This window comes from Gluconacetobacter diazotrophicus PA1 5, from assembly GCF_000067045.1.
In the GTDB taxonomy this organism is placed as follows: Bacteria; Pseudomonadota; Alphaproteobacteria; order Acetobacterales; family Acetobacteraceae; genus Gluconacetobacter; species Gluconacetobacter diazotrophicus.
Window position 1 is genome coordinate 3,590,013 of sequence record NC_010125.1, and the last position, 22,094, is coordinate 3,612,106.

Sequence of the window (22,094 nt, forward strand, 5' to 3'; positions counted from 1 at the left end):
CCCCGTGGGCCCGTACGCCCCGTTTCAGGCATAGGAGAGCAAAAACGTATTCAATTCGTGAATCGGCATACCCAATGGCAGGACCCGGCCCCGGCCCGTGCGCCGCACCCGTTCGGCCATGGCCCCCAGGTCGAAGACCACGGCCCGCAGGCCGGCCCGCCACGCCAGCCCCAGCGCGAAACACCAGGTCTCCGGCCACACCGAGGGCAGCAGCGCCAGGTCCGCCCCCTGCGCCGCCAGCAGGGCGACGGAATCGGATTCGCGGTATGGGCCGGTGACGAACACCCGGCCGGTGCCGATCAGCGCGTCGTCGTCGGGCGTGTGGCCCACCACCACGAATTCCAGATTCAGGTCCCGCGCCGCCGCGTCCCGCGCGGCCTCCAGCAGGATGCCATAACCCTTCTCGACCCCGATCGCGCCGGGCACCGCCACGCGCACCCGGCCGGCGGGCCGCGCGCGTCCCGCCGGCGCCGCCCCGCCACAAGCCACCCCGCCATAGATCCGGACGAAGGATGCCAGGTCCATCCCGGGCCGGTCGTCCTCCAGCGGCGTCACCCGGACCGCGATTTCGGGAAAATGCCGCCCGATGCGCCGGGCCGCGTCATCCGACGGCGCCATGACGGCGCGCGCGCCCAGCAGGTCCGCGCGGGACCGCGCGAGGTGGCGCGCCAGCCGATCGGGGATCGTCCCCTCCCCGTCCTCCAGCAGGCTGCCGCCGGGGGCGAGGCAGGCGGCGCATCCCGCCGGTCCCGGTTCGCCGCAATAGCGGCCCGACGCCCCGACCAGCGCCACCCGGGGGCAGAACCACACATAGTCATGGACATGCACCTCGTACGGCACGCCCAGCGAGGCGGCCAGCGTGCGGACATCGATCCCGTGGCCCAGCGAATGATGCCATTCCACCGAATCGACCCCCGACGCGCGCAGCACGGCCAGCAGCATGTCCCCTTCCCCGGGCAGGCGGAATCGCGGGCTGGCGAACGCCGCGGCGGACGGCCCGGACGCCGTGTCCGGCACGTCCTCCAGCCGACAGCCGCCGGGGGCGGGGCGCAGCACCACCGGCCGCGCGCCCTGTGCGCGCCAGGCGGCGGCGCGGGCGCGCACCACGCGTTCCACCCCGCCGCCCTGGTCGTGCGTGACCAGCAGCACCGCCCCATCCCACCCGGCCCCGCCGCGCCGCCAGCACACCAGGTCCAGCCGCCGCCGTGCCGCGAACAGCGGGTCGGCGGCGACATGGGCGGCGACCCGCGCGTCATAGCCCGGGTGCAGGGCGTTCACGATGTCCAGGTTCCGCCGCAGCAGGTCCGGCCGCGCCGCACCGAACGAGGCCCCGCCCACATGGCCGACGAACGCCCCGGGCGCGGCGACATGCCGCCACCCCCCGGCGGCGGCGCGCAGGCAGAAATCGTTTTCCTCGCCATAGCCCTGGGCGAACAGGTCGGCCCGCAAGGGGCCCGAATCCGGCGCGCCGGGCTGCAGCCGCCAGAACGCATCCAGGCAGTCATGGCGGATGAACAGGCAGAATCCGTGCCCGGTCGGCACATCGACCGCCACCCCGCGATTGGCCGCCCGCGCCGCCGCCATCACGTGCCGCACCCGGGCCAGGTCGAACGCCGGGCAGAATTCCGCGTCCGGCGCCCGGTCCGGTCCGGGCCACGAGAAGATGCTGGCCTGGTTCGACAGCGGGGTCACGGTGCCGATATCCGCCGCGCCATAGGCCACGTCGGCCAGTTCCGCCAGCCAGCCGCCCGCCACCAGCGTATCGCTGTTCAGCAGCACGACGTCGTGCCCCGCCATCGCGCGCATCCCGTCATTGGCCGAGGCCGGGAAGCCCAGCGTGCGCGCGTGCCGGACCAGCCGGATCGTCCCCGCCGCCGCCAGCCGGTCCAGGTCGGCGGCAAGGGCCGCGACCGGCGTCGCGTCATCGACCACGACAACCGGCACGTCCGGCCCGGCGCTGTCGCGCACACATTCCGCAAGCAGCGTGATCCGGACCCGGTCAGCATAGACCGGGATCACGACCGCACAGCCTGGGCTCTGGCGCGGAAGATGCGGACGCATCCTGCCCGGCTGGATCTTCACAGGACGTAACCGTGCCGGCAGACCCCGTGTCTGCCCCGAAACCAGTTTCCCCACCAGAGGATCAACGGGAGCACCCGTCAGAAGACGGCCGTTTTCGTTCCACAGCTCAAGGGGACCCTCATCGCGTTCGGGGCACTCTTTGGCCGGAACGTGAAACACCCGGTAGCGCGCCAGGGGGACATCGCTGTCCACATCCTGCGCGAAGTCCTCAGCCCGGAGGGTGGAGCCGTTCCAGAGTGTGATCACCGGGACATGCTCGGGTTCGGCCGGCGTCCAGATCCAGCCCCTCAGGCCATCCGCCGCCGCTTCCACAAAGGACTCGCACCGGGTCAGGGCGGCGATATCCAGCGGGCTGCCGAGAACATGCCGACGGCCGACGCGGACCGCCAGATGCCGTGCTGAGCGCCAGCCTTCCGGAAGGTCATACCGGCCGCCCGTGGCACCCTGTGCGATTTCCCGCCCATCAAGAAACAGACGGACTGGGCGGGACGTCCCGATATGGACGATGCCCGCATTAGACGCCGTCATCCATCCCGGCAGCCCTGCGGAAACTGCGATCTGTTCCGCCAGAGGATAGGTTTCCGGGGTCGCATGAAAGGCGGACAGGCCGCCTGCATCCGGATTGTGGCATCTTCCATGCGCTGCAGCCGCGCCAGACAGACGGCTTCCAGAAACGCGGCTTCCCGCAGCCCGAAATCCTGACGCAGATCTTCCATGCGGACCAGGCAGTCCATGAGCCTGCCCGCGGAAAGACAGGCCAGCCCGACGGACCAAAACAGCGCATCCAGCCGGGCGGTACGCGTGGCGGGACAGGCTGTGCTGCGCCGCCGCGATGGCGTCGCGTCCTCGCCCGCCGCCAGCAGGGCGCCGGACAGGGCCGCCCAGCCCTCGGGGAAATCGAAACGCCGGGTCAGTTCACGCAGCAGACGCACGCTGCCGGCGGTGTCCCCGCCGCGCAGCCGCGCCACCGCCAGCGGGAACATCACGTTCGGGCTGTCGGGAGCCAGGCGGTTCGCCCGCTCGTACCATCGCCAGGCCCCGTCCGGGTCGCCCGCATCCTCCAGCAGGCGCGCACGGCGAAAGGCCGCCTGGGCACGCGCATCGGCCCACGCCTGCCACGCGGCCCGATCGGCACCCGTCACCCCCTGCGGCCGGAACCGCCCCACCACCGCTCAGCCCGCCCCATCCATGTGCGCCAGTTCGGCCGCCGCGTCCGCCACGCCCTGCGCCCGGGCGCGGTCCAGCCAGTGCCGGGCCTGCGCGCCGTCCATCGTGCCGGCCAGCCCGCGCAGCAGATAGCGCCCCAGCATCAACTGCCCCAGCGCGTTGCCGCGTTCGGCGGCCATGCGGAACCAGTGCTGGGCCTGGACACGGTCCATCGGGATGTCATGCCCCCCGCCCAGCAGCGCGCCCAGCGAGAACATGGCATCCACCTGCCCCTGCTCCGCCGCCCGGCGATACCAGTCCGCCGCCCCGACGTGATCGCGGGCGCCGCCGTTGCCGGTCAGCAGCAATTGCGCCAGCGCCACCTGCGCCTCGGCCATGCCGGCCTCGGCGGCCCGCGCGATCCAGGCACGGCCGGCCACCGGGTCGGGCGCGTGCCCCCGGCCCTCCAGCAGCATGCGGCCATACCAGTACCGGGCGTTCACCACTCCGTCGGCCGCCCGCTTCTCCACGACGCGGCGGCGTTTTCGTCGCGCATCCACCCCCAGCCCCTGCGCCAGGCAGATGCTGAAATTGAACGCCGCGACCGCATCCCCCTCCTGCGCCGCGCGGGCGAAGGAACGGCCTAACTCGCGCCGCTCGTCGTCCGACATCGCGGCGCTCAGCGTCGGGTCGGCCAGCAGCAGGTTGCACAGATCGGCACCCGCCCGGGCGTCGCCCAGCGCCATGGCCTGCCGGAAGCAGCGCGCGGCCTCGGCCGCGTCGCGCGGCAGGCCGCCCCCGGCCAGGTGCAGCAGCCCCAGCGCCCGGCATGCCGCCGCATGGCCCAGCGCCGCCGCGCGGTGGTACCACGACGCGGCTTCCACGTCGTTCGGCGGCAGGTCGCCGCCCCTTGCATACAGGTCGCCCAGCAGCGACGCGGCCTCGCGGTCGCCGGCCAGGGCCGCGCGGCGCAGCCAGCTTTCGCCCTGCACGGCGTCGCGCGCGCAGCCCCTGCCCTCCAGCAGCGCCAGGCCGTAGCGCGCCTGCGCCGCGCACACCCCGGCCCGGGCGGCGCTGGCATACAGCGCGGTGGCCGCCGCCACGTCGCGGGCGACGCCGCTGCCCTGCTCGGTCAGCGCCCCCAGCAGGAACTGCGCCGAGCCCAGCCCGGCCTCGGCGGCCACGCGCAGCGCGCCGGCGGCGCGCGCACGGTCGGCCTCGCCCGAGGACGCGGCCTCCGGCGAGTGCCGCAGCGCCGCGCGCATCCAGGTCAGGCCCAGCCCCAGATGACCCTGCGCGCAGCCGGCGGCGGCGGCGCGGGCGAACCAGCCCTCGGCCGCCACCCGGTCGCGCAGGCCGACGGGGCCATCGGCCAGGATGTAGCCGTACAGCGCCTGCGCGTCGGGGGAGCCCGCCTCGGCCGCCAGGTGCGTCCAGTACGCGGCCTCGTCCGGGTCGGGCACGCGATCGCCCGGCGCCTCGGCCGCCAGCCGCACGCCATGGTCCGATGCCGCGTCGCGCGGCAGGCCGAACAGATACAGCGTCCCCAGCACCAGCCGGGCCTCGACCCACCCGGCCTCGGCCGCGCGGCGCATCCAGCGCGCGCCCTCGACCAGGCTGCGCGGCACGCCGGTCCCCTCCAGATAGGCCCGCCCGACACGAAACTGGGCCTCCGCCACCCCGGCCTCGGCCACCATGCCCAGTTGGGCGACACCCCCCACCGCGTCGCCCGCCTCGATCAGCCGCACGCCATGCGCCAGCCGCCCCCGCAGGGACAACCGCGCCCCCAAAGCAGACAAGACCCGCATCAGGACCCACCAAAAGTTATAAAAAATCCAGTCATGAACACGGGTTTCCGTTCGGAAACGCGCGTCGGATCGCCACCAGGCCGCGTCTCCGGACGGGCACTATGGTTCGCGCATGCCATCGGTCAGCGTCGGCACCAGCCGATTCAGGAGGTACTGCATCATGGTGCGCCGGCCGACATGAATGTCGGCTTCGACCGGCATGCCGGGATGCGGGTGGAAGAAGGACGGCACGCCGTGCAGCGTGTAGCGGTCGACGCGCACCCGCACGCGATAATAGGCCTCCATCCCGCCCGCGTCGGGGCGCGGCACCTGCGCGCCGGTGCCGGGGGCGGCATGCCCGCCATCATCGGGGGCGAAGGAATCGGCGCTGATGATTCGGACCGTGTCCTCGGCCCCTCCATACTGGGTGTAGGGCAAGGTGGCGAATTTCAGCAGCACCGGGTCCCCCGGCATGATGAAGCCGACATCCGATCCCCGCACCGCCGTATCGACCTCCAGCTCGTCATCGACCGGCACCAGGGTCATCAACAGGTTGCCCGCTTGCATGACGGACCCTACGGACAGGCTGACGATGTTCAGCGCCTCGTCATCGCGGTCTGCGTGCATGCCGATCAGGGTGCGGAGCAGCCCCGCCTTGCGGTAATCGTGCCCGGCATCGGCCAGCCGGTGCTGCGCCGTGCCCAGGTCCTGGTACACCGTGGCCTTCCAGTTCTGGATGAAGCCGTCGCGCGCGGCTGTCACGCCCTCCAGCTTCGCGCGGGCGCTGCCGGCGGCCTGCTGCGCCGCGATCTGCGCGCGCTCGACCTCCATCAGGTCGTTCTGGGCCGAAAGGGTGGACAGGCGGCTGCCCACCTGGTCGCGCTGCAGGCGCAGGCGCATGGCATATACGTTCGCCGCCACGCGGGCGCGGGCGCCATACATCGCGGCATCCGCCAGGCTGCCCTGCATGTCGCTGCGCGCGCCGGCGGCCTGCTTGTCGAAATTCTCGACCTTGGCGGTGAATTCCGCGCGGCGACGCTGGAAGGCCGCCGCCTCCTGCACCGATGCCGGGTCGGCAGGGTCGGGGATATAGTCCCGCCCCTCGGCCTCGGCGGTCAGGCGCGCGACCTGGGCGGCATAGGCCGCCTGCTGCTGGCGCATGTTCTCGACATCCGCGTCGGTCACGGTGGGGTCCAGGTGGGCCAGCACCTGGCCCCTGTGGACGACATCCCCTTCCTGCACGTCGATCGACCGGATGATCGCGGTTTCCAGCGGCTGGACCACCAGCGTGGTGTCGGTCGAAGTCAGCCGCCCCTGCGCGGACACGACCTGGTCCAGCGGACAGACCGACATCACGACGATGCCCGCGATCGCCAGGGTCGAGATCAGCCACGTGATATACAGCGCGGCGGGGTTGGGCGGCAGGTCGATCAGCGCCGCGCTGGGCGAATGGAATTCCAGCAGCGCGCGCGGCATGTCGCCCGTGGACGCCTCCGCCGCCGGCAGGATGTAGCCCTCGATCGCGCCGCCCTCGCCGGGCGGTAGCATTCCGGCGCTCATGCCTCCTGCCCCTCGGCCAGCATGGCGGCGGGATGGGCGGGCTCGCGGCCCCGGGCCTCGTGCCGGTTCTGCTGGAACCATAGCGTGCGATAGATCGCGCAGCGGTCCAGCAGCGCCGCGTGCGGCCCGATATCGGCCACCCGTCCCTGGTCCATGACGCAGATCTGGTCGCAGTCCACCAGCGAGGACAGGCGGTGCGAGACGATCACCATCGTCCGCCCGCGCGCGATGCGCTGCAGGTTGGCGTTGACCACGGCCTCGCTTTCCGGGTCCAGGGCCGATGTCGCCTCGTCCAGGATCAGCAGCCTGGGGTCGCAGATCAGCGCGCGTGCGATGGCCAGGCGCTGCCGCTGGCCGCCCGAGATGTTGGTCGATCCTTCCTCGATCCAGGTCTCGTAGCCGGCGGGCATGCGCTCGATGAACTCCTCGGCCCCCGCCAGCCGGGCGGCACGCACCACATCGTCCAGCGTCAGGCCCGGCCGGCCGGCGGTGATGTTGTCGCGCACGGTGCCGCGAAACAGGAAATTGTCCTGCAGCACCACGCCGAACGACCGGCGCAGATGCACCAGGTTGATCTCGCGCAGGTCCACTCCGTCCAGCTTCAGGTACCCGGTATAGGACCGGCTGACGCCCTGCAGCAGGCGGGTGATGGTGGATTTGCCCGATCCGCTGCGCCCCACCAGCCCCAGCATGCTGCCGGCCGGGACCTCGAAACTGACATCGGCCAGCGCCCGCGTCGTGGCGCCGGGATAGCTGAAGCTGACATCGGCGAAGGACAGGGCACCGCGTATGCGGGGCCGCAGGCCGGTGGTCATGGCCAGGCGCTCGGTCGGCTGGTTCAGCACCGTTCCGGCTTCGGCCAGGGCGGTGCGGACCTCGCCGGCATCGTCCAGCAGCCGCGCCAGCCCGACCAGCGGGGCCGCGACGCGGCCGCCCAGCATCATGAACGCCATCAGTGCGCCGCCGGCCATGTCCCCCCGTTTGGTCAGTACCAGGTACGCGCCGACCAGCAGGATACCGCGATTGATGAACAGTTCGAAGGGCTGGGCGACCGTCGCGGCCACGTTGCCCATCCGCCCCGCCGCCAGTCCCCACAGCGCCGACTGGGCGGACCGGTCGTCCCACAATTCCCGCCGCGTGCGTTCCAGCGCCAGCGTCTTGATGGTGCGGATGCCGGCCACGGTTTCGTACAGCGCCGCCCCGCGCGCCGTGTCGGCCTGGACCTTGCGCGCGACCAGCCGCCCCACCGGCAGCATGAAGCCGGCGACCACCAGCCCGATCGCCCCTGCCGCCGCCAGCGTCATCCACGCCAGGGTGGCGCTGAAATAGAACAGGAACGGCAGCACCACGACCAGGGTGAACAGGTCCAGCACCGTGTTCATCAGCCGGCCGGTCATGAAGTCCCGCACCCGGTAGATGGCGGATACGCGGCCGATGACCTGCCCCGCCTGCTGGCGTTCGAAGAATTCCAGCGGCAGCGCCAGCAGGCGGTCGAACACCAGCAGCGAAATCCGCGTGTCCAGCCGCGTCGTGACCACCAGCGCCAGTTCCCGACGGGCATAGGTCAGCAGGATTTCATAGAAGCTCATGACGCCCAGGATCGCGGTGATCGAGACCAGGGTGGACATGGACCGGTAGTTCACCACCTTGTCGATCACCTGCATGACGATCAGCGGCGGGAAGATCGCCAGCACGCTCAGCACCATCGAGGCCAGCAGGATATCGCGCAGCGCGCGCCGTTCGCGCAGGACCATGCGGCCCAGCCATTCGGCATTGATGGGGGCGTCGGCCTCGGACTGGTCGCGGCGGCGCTTGACCAGCAGCACGTCGCCCGTCCAGACCTGCGACAGGCGCAGTTCGTCCAGCGGCACCGGGGGCGTGCCCTCGTCCCCCATCGGGTCGCGCAGCCACACGACGCCGCGCGCCGGATCGCCCGCCACCATCAGTCCCGCCGACCCGTCGCGGAACATCAGCACCACCGGCGGCGCACTCCGCACCCGCACCAGCGCCCGCCAGGACAGGCGCATGCCCCGCGCCACCGCCCCCTGGTCGTTCAGCCACCGCGCCAGCGCCGCCGGCGAAGGCGAGACCTCGCCCGGCTCGGCCACGAAATCGCGGACATCGACCGACAGCCCGTGATAGCGCGCCGCCGCCGCGGCCGCATGCAGGCAGATCGTCGTCGGGGTCGGCCGCGTGTCTTCCACAGGGTCTGGCTGCGCCACGGATCGTCCTTCACTAGGTCCCGCTGCAGCAACCCTAGGAAGGCAAAGACGAAAGGACGGTTAACGCCGCCAGACGGGGCGATAACGCGCCGCAACCACGTTATTGCCCTCCAGCGCCTGCCGCATCCCCGCATGCAGCGCGGCCGGCACCACCACCATCACCCGGTCGAACCAGGGACGCCGCCCGGTCACCCGCGCACGAAACAGGTCGGCCAGCACGGCGGCAATCGCACCATCCGGCGCACAGCAGACACAGCCCGCGCAATGGGCGAACGGCGTGATGGCCGGCACCCCGACCACGTCCAGCCACCCCCCATTGTCCCCAGCCCCCTCGGCGGCCCCCACGCGCACCACCAGCGTCCCCCCGTCGCCCGGCATCCGGGAAAACGCCGCATCCTCCACAAGGTCCAGCGCGATCCGCCCGTCATCCCGTTGCATGAAGTCCCCCGTTCCGACACATGGCATCACCGCAACGGAAGACCATCCTTCGCCGCCGCGTCGATCGCCTGCTCGGCTTACTGATTGCGGCCCGAAACACCAGATAGTCCACTCCAGACCATCTCGCCGGCCAATCAGTCACATCGGACTGGACACGTGACGGTGGCATGGGAATAACAGCTACCCTCCCGCTTTTGCACCAGCCATCAGGACCACGATGACCGCACGTCCCCATCTTCTCGACGCCCTTCGCGACCAGGTGCTGCTGTGTGACGGCGGCATGGGGTCGCGCGTGCAGGTGCTGGACCTGGATGTCGAGCGCGACTACTGGGGGCAGGAGAACTGCACCGAGATCCTGAACCTGTCGCGCCCCGAACTGGTGCGTGAGATCCATCGCGGCTATTTCGAGGCCGGGGCGGATATGGTCGAGACCAATTCGTTCGGCGGCACGCCCATCACGCTGGGCGAATTCGGGCTGGCCGACCGGGCGCGCGAGATCAACCGCACCGCCGCCCACCTGGCGCGCGAGGCCGCCGAGAGCTTCGCCGACGGCCGCCACCGCTACGTCATCGGATCGGTCGGGCCGGGGACCAAGCTGCCGTCGCTGGGCAATATCGACTACGACACGCTGGAAGCCGGGCTGGCCGAGCAGTGCCGCGGCCTGATCGACGGCGGCGTGGACGCGCTGCTGATCGAAACCTGCCAGGACACGCTGCAGATCAAGGCCGCCGTCAACGGTGCCAAGATCGCCCGCGCCGAGTTGGGCACCGATACCCCGATCTTCGTCCAGGTGACAGTGGAAACCACCGGCACCCTGCTGGTCGGCCCCGACATCGCCGCCGCCGCCACCGCGATCCACGCGCTGGATGTGCCGCTGATGGGCCTGAACTGCGCCACCGGCCCGCAGGAAATGGCCGAGCACGTGCGCTGGCTGGCCGGCAACTGGCCGGGCCTGATCTCGATCCAGCCCAATGCCGGCCTGCCGGAACTGGTGGACGGGCAGACCCACTACCCGCTCTCGCCCGCCGACATGGCCACCTGGGTGGACCGCTTCATCACCGAGGACGGGCTGAACCTGGTCGGCGGGTGCTGCGGCACCTCCACCCCGCATATCGCGGCGCTGGACGCCATGCTGCGCCGCCGGGCCGAGGGCACCGGCCGCCACCGCCCCGCCCCGGTCCCGCGCCGCCCGGTCTGGATTCCGTCGGTGTCCAGCTTGTACACCCAGGTGCCGCTGCGCCAGGAAAACAGCTATTTCTCGATCGGCGAGCGCTGCAACGCCAACGGGTCGAAGAAATGGCGCACCCTGCAGGAAGAGGGCGACTGGGACGGCTGCGTCTCCATCGGGCGCGAACAGGTGGCCGAGGGGTCGAACGCGCTGGACCTCTGCACCGCCTTCGTCGGCCGCGACGAAATGCGCGAGATGAACGAGGTCGTGACCCGCTTCACCTCTTCGGTCAACGCGCCGCTGGTCATCGATTCCACCGAAACCCCGGTGATCGAGGCCGCGCTGAAGCTGTACGGCGGCAAGGCGATCATCAACTCGATCAATTTCGAGGACGGCGAGGGCCACGCCACCGACCGCATGCTTCTGGCGCGCAAGTTCGGCGCCGCCGTCGTGGCGCTGACCATCGACGAAGTCGGCATGGCCAAGACCGCCGAGGACAAGCTGCGCATCGCCACCCGCCTGGTCGAATTCGCCTGCGACCGGCATGGACTGCCGCAATCCGACCTGATGATCGACCCGCTGACCTTCACCATCGGCACGGGGGTCGAGGACGACCGCAAGCTGGGGCTGTGGACGCTGGAGGGCATCCGCCAGATCCGCGACCGCTTCCCCGACATCCAGATCGTGCTGGGGCTGTCGAACATCTCGTTCGGCCTGAACCCGGCGGCGCGCGCGGTGCTGAATTCGGTGTTCCTGGACCATGCGGTGCGCGCGGGCATGACGGCGGCGATCGTCCATGTCTCCAAGATCCGCCCGCTGCACCTGATCCCCGAGGAAGAGGTGAAGGTCGCCGAAGACCTGATCTTCGACCGCCGCGAGGAAGGCTACGACCCGCTGCAGCGCCTGCTGGAACTGTTCGCGGACCGCAAGGCCAGCGACGCGGTGAAGAAGACCCGGTCGGACCGCGTGGACGAACGGCTGAAGGAGCGCATCGTCGACGGCGACCGCAAGGGGCTGGAAGCCGACCTGGACGAGGCGATGCGGACCATCCCGCCGCTGGACATCATCAACACCATCCTGCTGGACGGCATGAAGGTGGTGGGCGAACTGTTCGGCGCGGGCAAGATGCAACTGCCCTTCGTCCTGCAGTCGGCCGAAACGATGAAGGCCGCCGTGGCCCACCTGGAACCGCACATGGAACGGGCCGAGGGCCAGACGCGCGGCACCATCGTGCTGGCGACGGTCAAGGGCGACGTGCACGATATCGGCAAGAACCTGGTCGACATCATCCTGACCAACAACGGCTATCGCGTCGTCAACCTGGGCATCAAGGTGCCGGTGGCCGACATGATCGCCGCCACCCGCGAACACGCGGCCGACGCGGTGGGCATGTCCGGCCTGCTGGTGAAATCGACCGTGGTGATGCGCGAGAACCTGGAGGAAATGGCCCGCCAGGGGCTGGACGTCCCGGTGCTGCTGGGCGGTGCCGCGCTGACCCGCAATTATGTCGAGGAAGACTGTACCGCCGCCTACGGCACCGACGGCCGCGTCGCCTATGCCCGCGACGCGTTCGACGGGCTGTCGCTGATGGACCAGGTGGCGCAGGGCGAATTCGACAACTACCTGGCCGCCACCCGCGCCCGCCGCGCCGGCAAGGCCACCCGCGCCCGCCCCCGCGACATGGAACAGGCCGACACTCGCGGCTTCGCCCCCGTGGACGTGGCCGCCGCCCGCGCCCGCCGGGCGCGCCTGACGCAGGACGAACCGGCGGTGGAACCGCCCTTCTGGGGCGCGCGGGTCATCGAGGCCGCGCCGGACGCCGTGCTGCCGTTCCTGAACGAGCGGTCGCTGTATCAATTCCAGTGGGGCTTCCGCAAGCAGGGCCGCTCGCTGGACGATTTCATGGGCTGGGCCCGGCAGGAACTGCGCCCGGTGCTGCGCCGCATGCTGGCCCTGGCGGCGGAGCAGGACATCCTGCGCCCCCAGGCGGCCTACGGCTACTGGAAGGCCGCCGGCCAGGGCAACGACCTGATCCTGTTCGAAGCCGACGGCACCACCGAGGCCGCGCGCTTCACCCTGCCCCGCCAGCCGCGCGAGGACGGCGAGTGCATCGCCGATTTCGTCCGCGACGTGGATGACGCCCGGCGCGACGTGATCGGCCTGCAGGTCGTGACCGTGGGGCAGAAGGCGTCGGACATGGCGCGCGAATGGTTCGAGGCCAACCGCTACAAGGACTACCTGTACCTGCACGGCCTGTCGGTCGAAATGGCCGAGGCGATGGCCGAATACACCCACAAGCGCATCCGCGCCGAACTGGGCTTCGCCGCCGAGGACGACCGCGACATGAACAAGCTGTTGCAGCAGGGCTATCGCGGCTCGCGCTATTCCTTCGGCTACCCCGCCTGCCCCCGGCTGGAGGACCAGGACCCCATTCTGAAGCTGCTGGACGCCGAACGGATCGGCGTCTCGCTGACCGACGGCTACCAGTTGCACCCCGAGCAATCGACCTCGGCGCTGGTGGTTCTCAATCCGAAAGCGAAATATTTTTCGGTCTGAGCCCACTTGCGGGGCGGCGGCGCCTGCCGCGGCGTTGACCGCGTGAACCGCGCCCCGGCATCATGGCGGAATGTCCGAATCCGCCCCCCCGCCGCCAAGCGACGACGATGCACCGTCCGTGCCGGATGCGCGGACGGTGCTGGCGGCGCTGTGGGCCGGACTCGTCGCGTCTCCCACTACCATTGCCGCCGCCGGGTCGGCCCCCCTGCCGCCCGACCCGCGGGCCGAGCAGCATGTCCGCCGCATCGCGCGGGCGTTCGGGCTGCATGCCGAACATTGCGTCATGGAACTGATCGCCGATGACCGCGCGGCGCTGATCCGCGAAAGTGCCGAAACACTGACGCGCCTGATGCAGATCTGGGCCGCGCGGAACGTATCCGCCGACGCCGTGTGGACCGAACTGGACCGCCGCACGCAGGTGGGCGAACTGCTGCTGACCCTGAACAACACGCCCACGCGGCGGGCCGGACGCGCCATCGCCCGACCGTGGAAGATCCGCACCACCAAGCTGCCCTGACGCGGCGTCCCGGCGCCCCGCGCGATCTTTCCCCTGTCGCGGCGCCTCCGGTGATGGCATAACCGGCCCGAAATCACCCCATCGCTTGACCGGCCGCAGCACAAGGAACGCCCCGACCCCATGACCCGGGTCCCCTCCCAGCTTTCCATGGACAACCGGGCGGCCGCATGACCGGCGGAACCCAGATCGGCGCGGACTGGATCGACGTGACGGCGGGCCTGGTGGTGGTCGTCTCGGCCCTGTTCGGCTATGGACGGGGCCTGGTGCGCGAATTGCTGGGGCTGGGAAGCTGGATCGGGGCGGCGGTGCTGGCGACGCGCCTGACCGGGCCGGTGCTGCAGGCCATCGCGCCGTCGATCACCAACCCGCTGGTGGCCGGTGTCGTTGCCTTCGCGTTGCCCTTCATCGGGCTGCTGGTCGTCTTCACCCTGGTCACGCAGGCCATCGGCCGCGTGGTCCGGGACTCGGCCCTGGGCGGGCTGAACAGCATGCTGGGCTTGCTGTTCGGCGGGGTGCGGGGCTATGGCGTGCTGGTCGCGGCGTACCTGGTCGCGGGCCTGGTTGCCGCGCCCGCCGAATGGCCGCTGGCGGTGCAGACGGCACGCCTGCTGCCGCTTGTGTCGCAGGGGGCCTTCTTTCTGCAGCGCGTCCTGCCCATTTCCATGAAGCCCAGCCTTGCGCAACTGATGCAGACGCGCCATGACGCCCCGATCTGACCCCTTCGCGGGGCCGCCTTGTGCCTGCCCGGGAAGCACCACCCGGGCGCCCGTCGAGGAAAAGAGGTAGCTGACCATGTCGACCCGCCCCACCGCCCCGCAGGCCGTCACCCCGGACAGCGCCGCCTGCTCCTGCCCCCTGTGCGCCACCGGCCACGCGCGGGACGACATGCCGCTGCAATGGCATGACGACGACAAGCCGCACGAGGAATGCGGCGTCATCGGCGTCTGGAACGTCAAGGACGCGTCGGCGCTGACCGCGCTGGGCCTGCACGCGCTGCAGCATCGCGGGCAGGAGGCGACGGGCATCGTGTCCTATGACAGCACGCGCTTCCACACCCACAAGGGGCTGGGCCTGGTGGGCGACGTGTTCGGTGACGCCCGGGTCATGGCCACCCTGCCGGGCCACCGGGCGGTGGGCCACAACCGCTACGCCACCACCGGGGCGACGCTGATCCGCAACGTGCAGCCCCTGTTCGCGGATTTCGAATTCGGCGGTCTGGCGGTCGCGCACAACGGCAACCTGACGAACGCCGAGACGCTGAAGCGCGCGCTGGTGCGCCGGGGCTGCATCTTCCAGTCCACGACGGACAGCGAGGTGTTCATCCACCTGCTGGCGATCTCGCTCTACGCCACGGTGCTGGACCGGCTGATCGACGCGCTGAAGCAGGTGCTGGGGGCCTATTCGCTGGTCGTGCTGTCGCGCGACGCGCTGATGGGCGTGCGCGACCCGCTGGGCGTGCGGCCGCTGATCCTGGGCCGCATCCCCGGCGAGACCGACGGCGCCGCCCCCTCCTGGGTCCTGGCCAGCGAGACCTGCGCGCTGGACATCATGGGCGCGGAATTCGTCCGCGACGTGGAACCGGGCGAAATCGTCATCATCGACAATGACGGCGTCCGTTCGGTCAAGCCGTTCGGCGAGCGGAAATCCCGCTTCTGCGTGTTCGAATACATCTATTTCGCCCGCCCGGATTCGGTGATGGACGGCAAGCCGGTCTACGAGGCGCGCAAGCGCATCGGCGTGGAACTGGCGCGCGAAAGCGCGGTCGAGGCCGACGTGATCGTCCCGGTACCCGATTCCGGCGTGCCCTCGGCCATGGGCTATTCCATGGCCAGCGGCATTCCCTTCGAACTGGGCATCATCCGCAACCATTATGTCGGCCGCACCTTCATCGAACCGACCGACCAGATCCGCCATCTGGGCGTGAAGCTGAAACATTCGACCAACCGGCCGGTGCTGGACGGCAAGCGGGTGGTCCTGGTCGATGATTCGATCGTGCGCGGCACCACGTCGCGCAAGATCGTGGACATGGTCCGCGCCGCCGGCGCGCGCGAGGTGCACATGCGCATCTCCTCGCCGCCCACGACGCATTCCTGCTTCTACGGCATCGACACGCCCGAGCGCAGCAAGCTGCTGGCGGCCCAGCACGACCTGAAGGAAATGGCCGAACTGATCGGCGTGGACAGCCTGGCCTTCATCTCCTTCGACGGGCTGTACCGCGCGCTGGGCCACGCCGACCGCGCCGCCGCCGCCGGCCGGTACTGCGACGCCTGCTTCACCGGCGACTACCCGATCCCCCTGGTGGATTACGAAGCCGCAGGCGACGACGCGCGTCCCGGCACTCCATGACTCCAGCCACAGTGACCGGGGCCCCGGTGGCACTGGTCACCGGGGCCAGCCGGGGCATCGGCCGCGCCACCGCCCTGGCCCTGGCCGCGGGCGGGGCGCACTGCATCCTGACCGCCCGCACCCCCGGCGGATTGGAGGAAACCGACGACCTGATCGAACGCCGCACCGGCCGCCGCGCGACCCTGCTGCCGCTGGACCTGCGCGACGGGGACGCGATCGACACGCTGGGCCCGTCGATCGCCGCCCGCTTCGGCCGGCTGGACGTGCTGGTCCATTGCGCCGCCATGCTGGGGGTCCTGACCCCCGTCACCCATATGCGCGACGCCGACTGGACCGCCACGCTGGCGGTCAACGCCACGGCCGCCTGGCGGATGATCCGCACCACCGCGCCCCTGCTGGAACGCGCGCCCGCCGGCCGCGCCGTGTTCCTGACCGACGGGCACGCGACGCACCCCGCCAGCTTCTGGGGCATGATGGCCGCGTCCAAGGCCGCGATGGAGGCCGTCGTCCTGACCTGGGCCGACGAAATCGCCCCCGGCAGCCCCCTGCGGGTCAATCTGTACGACCCCGGCCCGGTGGCCACCCGCCTGCGCGTGCAGGCCATGCCGGCCGCCGACCTGTCCGCCCTGCCCCGCCCGGACGCGGCGGGCGCGGCCATCGCCGCCCTGTGCCGGCCGGACGAGACCCGGCACGGGCAGCGTATCCGCGCATCCTGACGCGACCGCCCCGCCCTGCTATAACACCGGCATGGCCAAGAAAAATTCCCATCCCCAGGCAACCGGCACCCAGGCCACCCAGGCCCTGACCCGTGCGGGAATCGCCTTCACCGCCGTCACCTACCATTATGATCCGGACGCCGACCGGCTGGGCGTGCAGGCCGCCGAAGCCATCGGCGAACCGCCCGCCCACGTCTACAAGACCCTGATGGCGGAGATCGACGGCCGCGCGGTCTGCGTGGTCGTCCCGTCGGACCACGAGGTCAGCATGAAGAAGCTGGCCGCCGCCTTCGGCGGCAAGAGCGCGAAGATGATGAAGCCCGCCGACGCCGAACGCGTCACCGGCTACCGCGTCGGCGGCATCAGTCCCTTCGGCCAGAAGAAGCGCGTCCCCACCGCCTTCGCCCGCCAGGCGGCGGACCTGCCCTACCTCTACACCAACGGCGGCCAGCGCGGCCTCCAGGTCCGCCTGGCCCCCGACGACGCGCTGCGCGCCTGCGATGCCACCCTGGCGGACCTGACGGCCGCATAAAGCATCGGCGGCCCCACGCCTTTGCGTCTCCCCCGGACCATCCGGTGGCGCGATGTCATGATTCCGAAAAGAAAATGGTACAAAACGGACACAAACCGCCGTTTCTGCTCTTTTTAAGTTTTATGACCATTCGGATTTGTCGGCTGACTTATTCAAACCCGCATAGACATTAATTAATTTTTGTATATTTTGGAAAATCAGCACCACGCTTCCGGCTGCTCCCCTTCCACCAGGCCTGCATCCATGAAAATTACGACAAAGAAACGATATCACGTCACTCTGGAAAATGCCGATCGTATTTCCAAATATACAAATAACAATTCAAGAGCCGCCGTGACAAATCAGGGATATTATTCACTATTAAAAAAATACCGCCCTGCCATGGCCGGGATCTTTCGCCTGGTCCTGATCGCATCGCCATTCACGGCCGTGACCTCCGTATCGTTCGCCCAGACCTTGCCGACGGACTACCTGCTGGCCCTGACCGACGGGAGCGGGGCGAATACGACTGCGTACAGCACGACAGGTACTCTTCAGACCTATACAGTCAGCTTTACCGCGCAGACGACCGGCACGAATTATATCCTTTTCGCCTTCCGCAATGATCCGAATTACTGGACTTTCGGGGATGTCAGCCTGGCCGTCCAGGGCAGCACGACCAATCTCCTCACCGATCCGTATTTTCTCTCCGGCGGGACGGTCAGCGGCAGCACGAACGGAATCGAGGCGCCCGCCAGTTGGGGCGTCGTCTATCAGACCGGAACCCCGCCAAACGCTGCCGGCGCCTGGCAAGCCCCTTCCAGTTCGGCCGGGGCATCCACACCCTCGCTGGCAGCCGGAACGGCGGGCACCTGGTTTGACGGCGCGGTAGGCAGCTTCGACGGCATCTACCAGGGGATCAACCTGGTCGCCGGCGATACCTACACGATCTCATTCACGACGTCCTCGGGTGTTGCATCGACAGCAACCGATGGCGGCGTCCAACTCGGTGTCTATACCGGCCCGTGTACCTCCCTGACTTCAGGCGCAAATTGCACGCCCGCGGGCGGTTCCGGATTTACGGCGGCCGCGACGCCGGAGCAGACCATCAACGCCGGTTCGTCCGCAACGCCCATTACCACCCTCCAGAACGCATCCGGCCTGGCCTCCAGCCCCGCGACCATCCTGCCGATCCTGGATGGCGGGACGCTGACGCTCGATGGCACGAACATCACGCCCTATAGCTTCTCCATTACCGGCAACAACGGCACGATCGACCTCGCCGGTCAGAGCGCCACGATCTCCAATCCCATATCCGACCAGTCCAGTGGCGTTCCGGGCGGCCTGACCATCGCGAACAGCGGCACCGGCGGCACGCTCATCCTGACCGGCGCCAACACCTATACCGGCGCCACCACCATCGACGCCGGCGCCGCACTCGACCTCCAGGGCGGTTCCGTCGCCGGCGCCCTCGCCAATGCCGGCAGCCTGACCCTCGACGGCGGCAGCGTCGGCGGCACCCTCACCGACAGCGGCGCCCTCGCCGTCACCGCCAGCGGCGGCACCGCCGCCTCGCTGGCCGGCACCGGGACCGGCACCCTCGCCGGCACCCTGACCCTGAGCAACGCCGCCGACAGCTTCGCCGGCACCCTCGGCGGCACCGGCGGCCTGACCATCGCCGGCGGCAGCGAGACCCTGACCGGCGCCAACACCTACACCGGCGCCACCACCATCGACGCCGGCGCCGGACTGAACCTTTCCGGCTCGGTCGCCGGCGCCCTCGCCAATGCCGGCACCCTGACCCTCGACGGCGGCACGGTCGGCGGCACCCTCACCGACGACGGCGCCCTCGCCGTCACCGCCAGCGGCGGCACCGCCGCCTCGCTGGCCGGCACCGGGACCGGCACCCTCGCCGGCACCCTGACCCTGAGCAACGCCGCCGACAGCTTCGCCGGCACCCTCGGCGGCACCGGCGGCCTGACCATCGCCGGCGGCAGCGAGACCCTGACCGGCGCCAACACCTATACCGGCGCCACCACCATCGACGCCGGCGCCGCACTCGACCTCCAGGGCGGTTCCGTCGCCGGCGCCCTCGCCAATGCCGGCAGCCTGACCCTCGACGGCGGCAGCGTCGGCGGCACCCTCACCGACAGCGGCGCCCTCGCCGTCACCGCCAGCGGCGGCACCGCCGCCTCGCTGGCCGGCACCGGGACCGGCACCCTCGCCGGCACCCTGACCCTGAGCAACGCCGCCGACAGCTTCGCCGGCACCCTCGGCGGCTCCGGCGGCCTGACCATCGCCGGCGGCAGCGAGACCCTGACCGGCGCCAACACCTACACCGGCGCCACCACCATCGACGCCGGCGCCGGACTGAACCTTTCCGGCTCGGTCGCCGGTGCCCTCGCCAATGCCGGCACCCTGACCCTCGACGGCGGCACGGTCGGCGGCACCCTCACCGACGACGGCGCCCTCGCCGTCACCGCCAGCGGCGGCACCGCCGCCTCGCTGGCCGGCACCGGCACCGGCACCCTCGCCGGCACCCTGACCCTGAGCAACGCCGCCGACAGCTTCGCCGGCACCCTCGGCGGCTCCGGCGGCCTGACCATCGCCGGCGGCAGCGAGACCCTGACCGGCGCCAACACCTATACCGGCGCCACCACCATCGACGCCGGCGCCGCACTCGACCTCCAGGGCGGTTCCGTCGCCGGTGCCCTCGCCAATGCCGGCAGCCTGACCCTCGACGGCGGCACGGTCGGCGGCACCCTCACCGACAGCGGCGCCCTCGCCGTCACCGCCAGCGGCGGCACCGCCGCCTCGCTGGCCGGCACCGGCACCGGCACCCTCGCCGGCACCCTGACCCTGAGCAACGCCGCCGACAGCTTCGCCGGCACCCTCGGCGGCTCCGGCGGCCTGACCATCGCCGGCGGCAGCGAGACCCTGACCGGCGCCAACACCTATACTGGAGGCACCACGATCCGCGCGGGTGCGCTGACCGGCACGACGACCAGCTTCGGCAGCGGTGCCATCGTGGATAACGGCATCTTCAACCTGGCGCAGAACAGCGACGGCGTACTGACCAATACCGTCAGCGGCTCGGGCATCCTGACGAAATCGGGTGCGGGCAACGTGACGCTGGCCGGGGTCAACAGCTATGCCGGCGGCACGCTGCTGCGGTCGGGCACGCTGACGCTGACCAACGCGTCGGCCCTGGGCACCGGCGCGCTGAACATGGCCGAGAACACGACGCTGGTCCTGGCTGGCAGCAACCTGGCCCTGGGCAACGCCATCGTCCTGAACGGCGACCCCACGGTCCAGGTCGACAGCGGCACCGACAGCCTGACCGGCACGCTTGTCGACGGTTCGACCGCCGGCATCCTGGTCAAGACGGGCGTGGGCACCCTGGTCCTGAACGGCAACAGCACCTACAGCGGCGGCACCGAAATATCGGGCGGCACGCTGCAGGTCGATGGCAGCCTGGCCAGTTCCGTGGTGGCCGATAGCGGCACCACCCTGTCGGGCAATGGTTCGGTGGGCACGACGACGATCAGGAGCGGCGCCACCCTGTCGCCGGCCGGCAGTGGAGCGGTCGGCACGCTGACCGTCAACGGCAACCTGACGATGGCAGCGGGATCGAACTACATCGTCAGCGTGAATACCGCCGGCGACCATGATTCCGTGCGGGTATCGGGTCACGTATCGCTGGGCAGCGGTGCCATCACCGTCCTGGCGGCCGATGGAACGTGGAACATTACCCACCCTAACACCATCATGACCGCGACCGGCGGGGTGTCCGGCACGTTCGGCACCGTGGTGTCGAACTTCGCCTTCCTGACGTCGAACATCACCGCCGGAGCGGACGGCATCGTCGTCAATCTGCAGCGCAACGAATTGAATTTCGCGGATGTCAGCACTACGCGTAACCAGACGGCCGTCGGCGTCGCACTGCAGAACGTGACCTCGGGACAATTGTATAACGAACTGGTGCAGACCGATGCCGCCACAGCCCGCCATGCCCTGGGCGCGCTGTCGGGCGAATTGCATGCCTCGGCGCGCACCGCGCTGATCCAGGACAGCTTCTATGTGCGCGACGCGGCGGTCGAGCGGCTGCGCGGCACGGAATGCGCGCCCGGCGCGGACAGCGGCATGAAGACCGCCGCGTCCGACGGCACACGCACCGACGGCACCTGCCGGCCCGACCACGCATCGCTGTGGATGCAGGGTTACGGCACCTTCGGGCACAACACGGCCAACGGCAACGCCTCGGCCATGAGCCATTCGGCAGGCGGCTTCGTGATGGGGGCGGATGCGCCGGTAGTGGGCTGGCATGTCGGCGGGCTGGTCGGCTACGGCCATAGCGCATTCGACAGCGGCGCCGCGGCATCGTACGGCCATGGCAACACGATCAGCCTGGGCGGCTATGCCGGCACCCACTGGGGGCGCCTCGCCCTGCGAACGGGCGTTTCCTATAGCTGGAACATGCTGTCCATGACGCGCAACGTCGCCTTCACCGGATATTCGGACCGGCTGAACAGCGGCTATGACGGCGGCACCGCCCAGGCATTCGGCGACCTGGGCTACCGCATGGACCTGGGGCCGCTGATGGTCGAGCCCTTTGCTGACGTGGCCTATGTCAACCTGCACACCGACCGCTTTACCGAACATGGCGGCGCGGCAGCACTGACCGGCCGTGCCATGGACACCGGCACGACCTATGCGACCTTCGGGGCACGACTGGCCGGCCGCCTGAAGGTCGGCGGCGTCACGCTGATACCGAACGCGACCCTGGGCTATCGCCACGCCTTCGGCCTGACGACCCCGACCACGCGCGAATCCTTCGTGCAGAACGGCGGCGCATTCGACGTGGCCGGCGTACCGCTGTCCACCGACGCCGCATTGCTCAAGGCCGGATTGCAGGCCAGGCTGACCGACCGGCTGGATGTCGGTCTCACCTATATCGGCCAGTATGGCGACCAATCCACGGACAGCGGCGTCACCGGCACCCTCAGCCTGAAGTTCTGATCCGGTCCCCGCCGGCTTTTACCGCC

Annotated in this window: 13 protein-coding genes; 7 read left to right on the forward strand and 6 right to left on the reverse strand. The window is 70.2% G+C overall.

Annotated features, from left to right (window positions below):
- Positions 1 to 24 precede the first annotated feature (24 nt).
- The 6 genes from GDI_RS16560 to GDI_RS16580 form a co-directional block, all read right to left on the reverse strand.
- Complete coding sequence (locus GDI_RS16560) at positions 25 to 2,610, reverse strand: glycosyltransferase (protein WP_012228129.1); 2,586 nt, start codon at positions 2,608 to 2,610, stop codon at positions 25 to 27.
- Positions 2,607 to 3,251 (reverse strand): tetratricopeptide repeat protein, encoded by a 645-nt coding sequence (locus tag GDI_RS20365; RefSeq protein ID WP_231854144.1) that lies wholly within the window; start codon positions 3,249 to 3,251, stop codon positions 2,607 to 2,609. The genes GDI_RS16560 and GDI_RS20365 overlap by 4 nt, the downstream gene beginning before the upstream one ends.
- 3 nt (positions 3,252 to 3,254) lie before the next feature.
- Positions 3,255 to 5,036, reverse strand: coding sequence for a tetratricopeptide repeat protein (locus tag GDI_RS16565; protein ID WP_012228131.1), 1,782 nt, complete (start codon positions 5,034 to 5,036; stop codon positions 3,255 to 3,257).
- A gap of 99 nt (positions 5,037 to 5,135) precedes the next feature.
- On the reverse strand, positions 5,136 to 6,575 hold the full coding sequence (locus GDI_RS16570; protein WP_012228132.1) for an HlyD family type I secretion periplasmic adaptor subunit: 1,440 nt from the start codon (positions 6,573 to 6,575) through the stop codon (positions 5,136 to 5,138).
- Complete coding sequence (locus tag GDI_RS16575; protein ID WP_012228133.1) at positions 6,572 to 8,797, reverse strand: peptidase domain-containing ABC transporter; 2,226 nt, start codon at positions 8,795 to 8,797, stop codon at positions 6,572 to 6,574. Before GDI_RS16575 ends, GDI_RS16570 begins: the two co-directional genes overlap by 4 nt.
- Positions 8,798 to 8,857: 60 nt before the next feature.
- Complete coding sequence (locus tag GDI_RS16580; protein ID WP_041249548.1) at positions 8,858 to 9,235, reverse strand: hypothetical protein; 378 nt, start codon at positions 9,233 to 9,235, stop codon at positions 8,858 to 8,860.
- A gap of 217 nt (positions 9,236 to 9,452) precedes the next feature.
- Between GDI_RS16580 and metH the strand changes: the two genes are divergently transcribed.
- The 7 genes from metH to GDI_RS20505 all read left to right on the forward strand — a co-directional run bounded on the left by metH (position 9,453) and on the right by GDI_RS20505 (position 22,068).
- The gene (metH, locus tag GDI_RS16585) at positions 9,453 to 12,959 is read left to right on the forward strand and encodes a methionine synthase (RefSeq protein WP_012228136.1); all 3,507 of its coding nucleotides are present in this window, start codon (positions 9,453 to 9,455) and stop codon (positions 12,957 to 12,959) included.
- Positions 12,960 to 13,029: 70 nt separating this feature from the next.
- Positions 13,030 to 13,476 (forward strand): phosphoribosyl-ATP pyrophosphatase, encoded by a 447-nt coding sequence (locus GDI_RS16590; RefSeq protein ID WP_012228137.1) that lies wholly within the window; start codon positions 13,030 to 13,032, stop codon positions 13,474 to 13,476.
- Between the two features lie 167 nt (positions 13,477 to 13,643).
- The gene (locus GDI_RS16595; RefSeq protein ID WP_012228138.1) at positions 13,644 to 14,192 is read left to right on the forward strand and encodes a CvpA family protein; all 549 of its coding nucleotides are present in this window, start codon (positions 13,644 to 13,646) and stop codon (positions 14,190 to 14,192) included.
- A 169-nt stretch (positions 14,193 to 14,361) separates the two neighbouring features.
- Positions 14,362 to 15,822: an amidophosphoribosyltransferase gene (gene purF, locus GDI_RS16600; protein WP_173363425.1), complete on the forward strand. Its 1,461-nt coding sequence runs from the start codon at positions 14,362 to 14,364 to the stop codon at positions 15,820 to 15,822.
- Positions 15,819 to 16,538: an SDR family NAD(P)-dependent oxidoreductase gene (locus GDI_RS16605; RefSeq protein WP_012228140.1), complete on the forward strand. Its 720-nt coding sequence runs from the start codon at positions 15,819 to 15,821 to the stop codon at positions 16,536 to 16,538. Before purF ends, GDI_RS16605 begins: the two co-directional genes overlap by 4 nt.
- 31 nt (positions 16,539 to 16,569) lie before the next feature.
- Positions 16,570 to 17,070 (forward strand): Cys-tRNA(Pro) deacylase, encoded by a 501-nt coding sequence (ybaK, locus tag GDI_RS16610; protein ID WP_012228141.1) that lies wholly within the window; start codon positions 16,570 to 16,572, stop codon positions 17,068 to 17,070.
- Positions 17,071 to 17,451: 381 nt separating this feature from the next.
- The gene (locus tag GDI_RS20505) at positions 17,452 to 22,068 is read left to right on the forward strand and encodes an autotransporter domain-containing protein (RefSeq protein WP_050935081.1); all 4,617 of its coding nucleotides are present in this window, start codon (positions 17,452 to 17,454) and stop codon (positions 22,066 to 22,068) included.
- Positions 22,069 to 22,094 lie beyond the last annotated feature (26 nt).

Excerpts from the sequence above, each read along its gene's own strand:
- metH (WP_012228136.1), top strand. The coding sequence starts at position 9,453 with ATGACCGCACGTCCCCATCTTCTCGACGCCCTTCGCGACCAGGTGCTG.
- GDI_RS20505 (WP_050935081.1), top strand. The coding sequence starts at position 17,452 with ATGGCCGGGATCTTTCGCCTGGTCCTGATCGCATCGCCATTCACGGCC.
- GDI_RS16570 (WP_012228132.1), bottom strand. The coding sequence starts at position 6,575 with ATGAGCGCCGGAATGCTACCGCCCGGCGAGGGCGGCGCGATCGAGGGC.
- GDI_RS16590 (WP_012228137.1), top strand. The coding sequence starts at position 13,030 with ATGTCCGAATCCGCCCCCCCGCCGCCAAGCGACGACGATGCACCGTCC.
- GDI_RS16605 (WP_012228140.1), top strand. The coding sequence starts at position 15,819 with ATGACTCCAGCCACAGTGACCGGGGCCCCGGTGGCACTGGTCACCGGG.
- GDI_RS16560 (WP_012228129.1), bottom strand. The coding sequence starts at position 2,610 with ATGACGGCGTCTAATGCGGGCATCGTCCATATCGGGACGTCCCGCCCA.
- ybaK (WP_012228141.1), top strand. The coding sequence starts at position 16,570 with ATGGCCAAGAAAAATTCCCATCCCCAGGCAACCGGCACCCAGGCCACC.
- GDI_RS16595 (WP_012228138.1), top strand. The coding sequence starts at position 13,644 with ATGACCGGCGGAACCCAGATCGGCGCGGACTGGATCGACGTGACGGCG.
- purF (WP_173363425.1), top strand. The coding sequence starts at position 14,362 with ATGCCGCTGCAATGGCATGACGACGACAAGCCGCACGAGGAATGCGGC.
- GDI_RS16565 (WP_012228131.1), bottom strand. The coding sequence starts at position 5,036 with ATGCGGGTCTTGTCTGCTTTGGGGGCGCGGTTGTCCCTGCGGGGGCGG.
- GDI_RS16580 (WP_041249548.1), bottom strand. The coding sequence starts at position 9,235 with ATGCAACGGGATGACGGGCGGATCGCGCTGGACCTTGTGGAGGATGCG.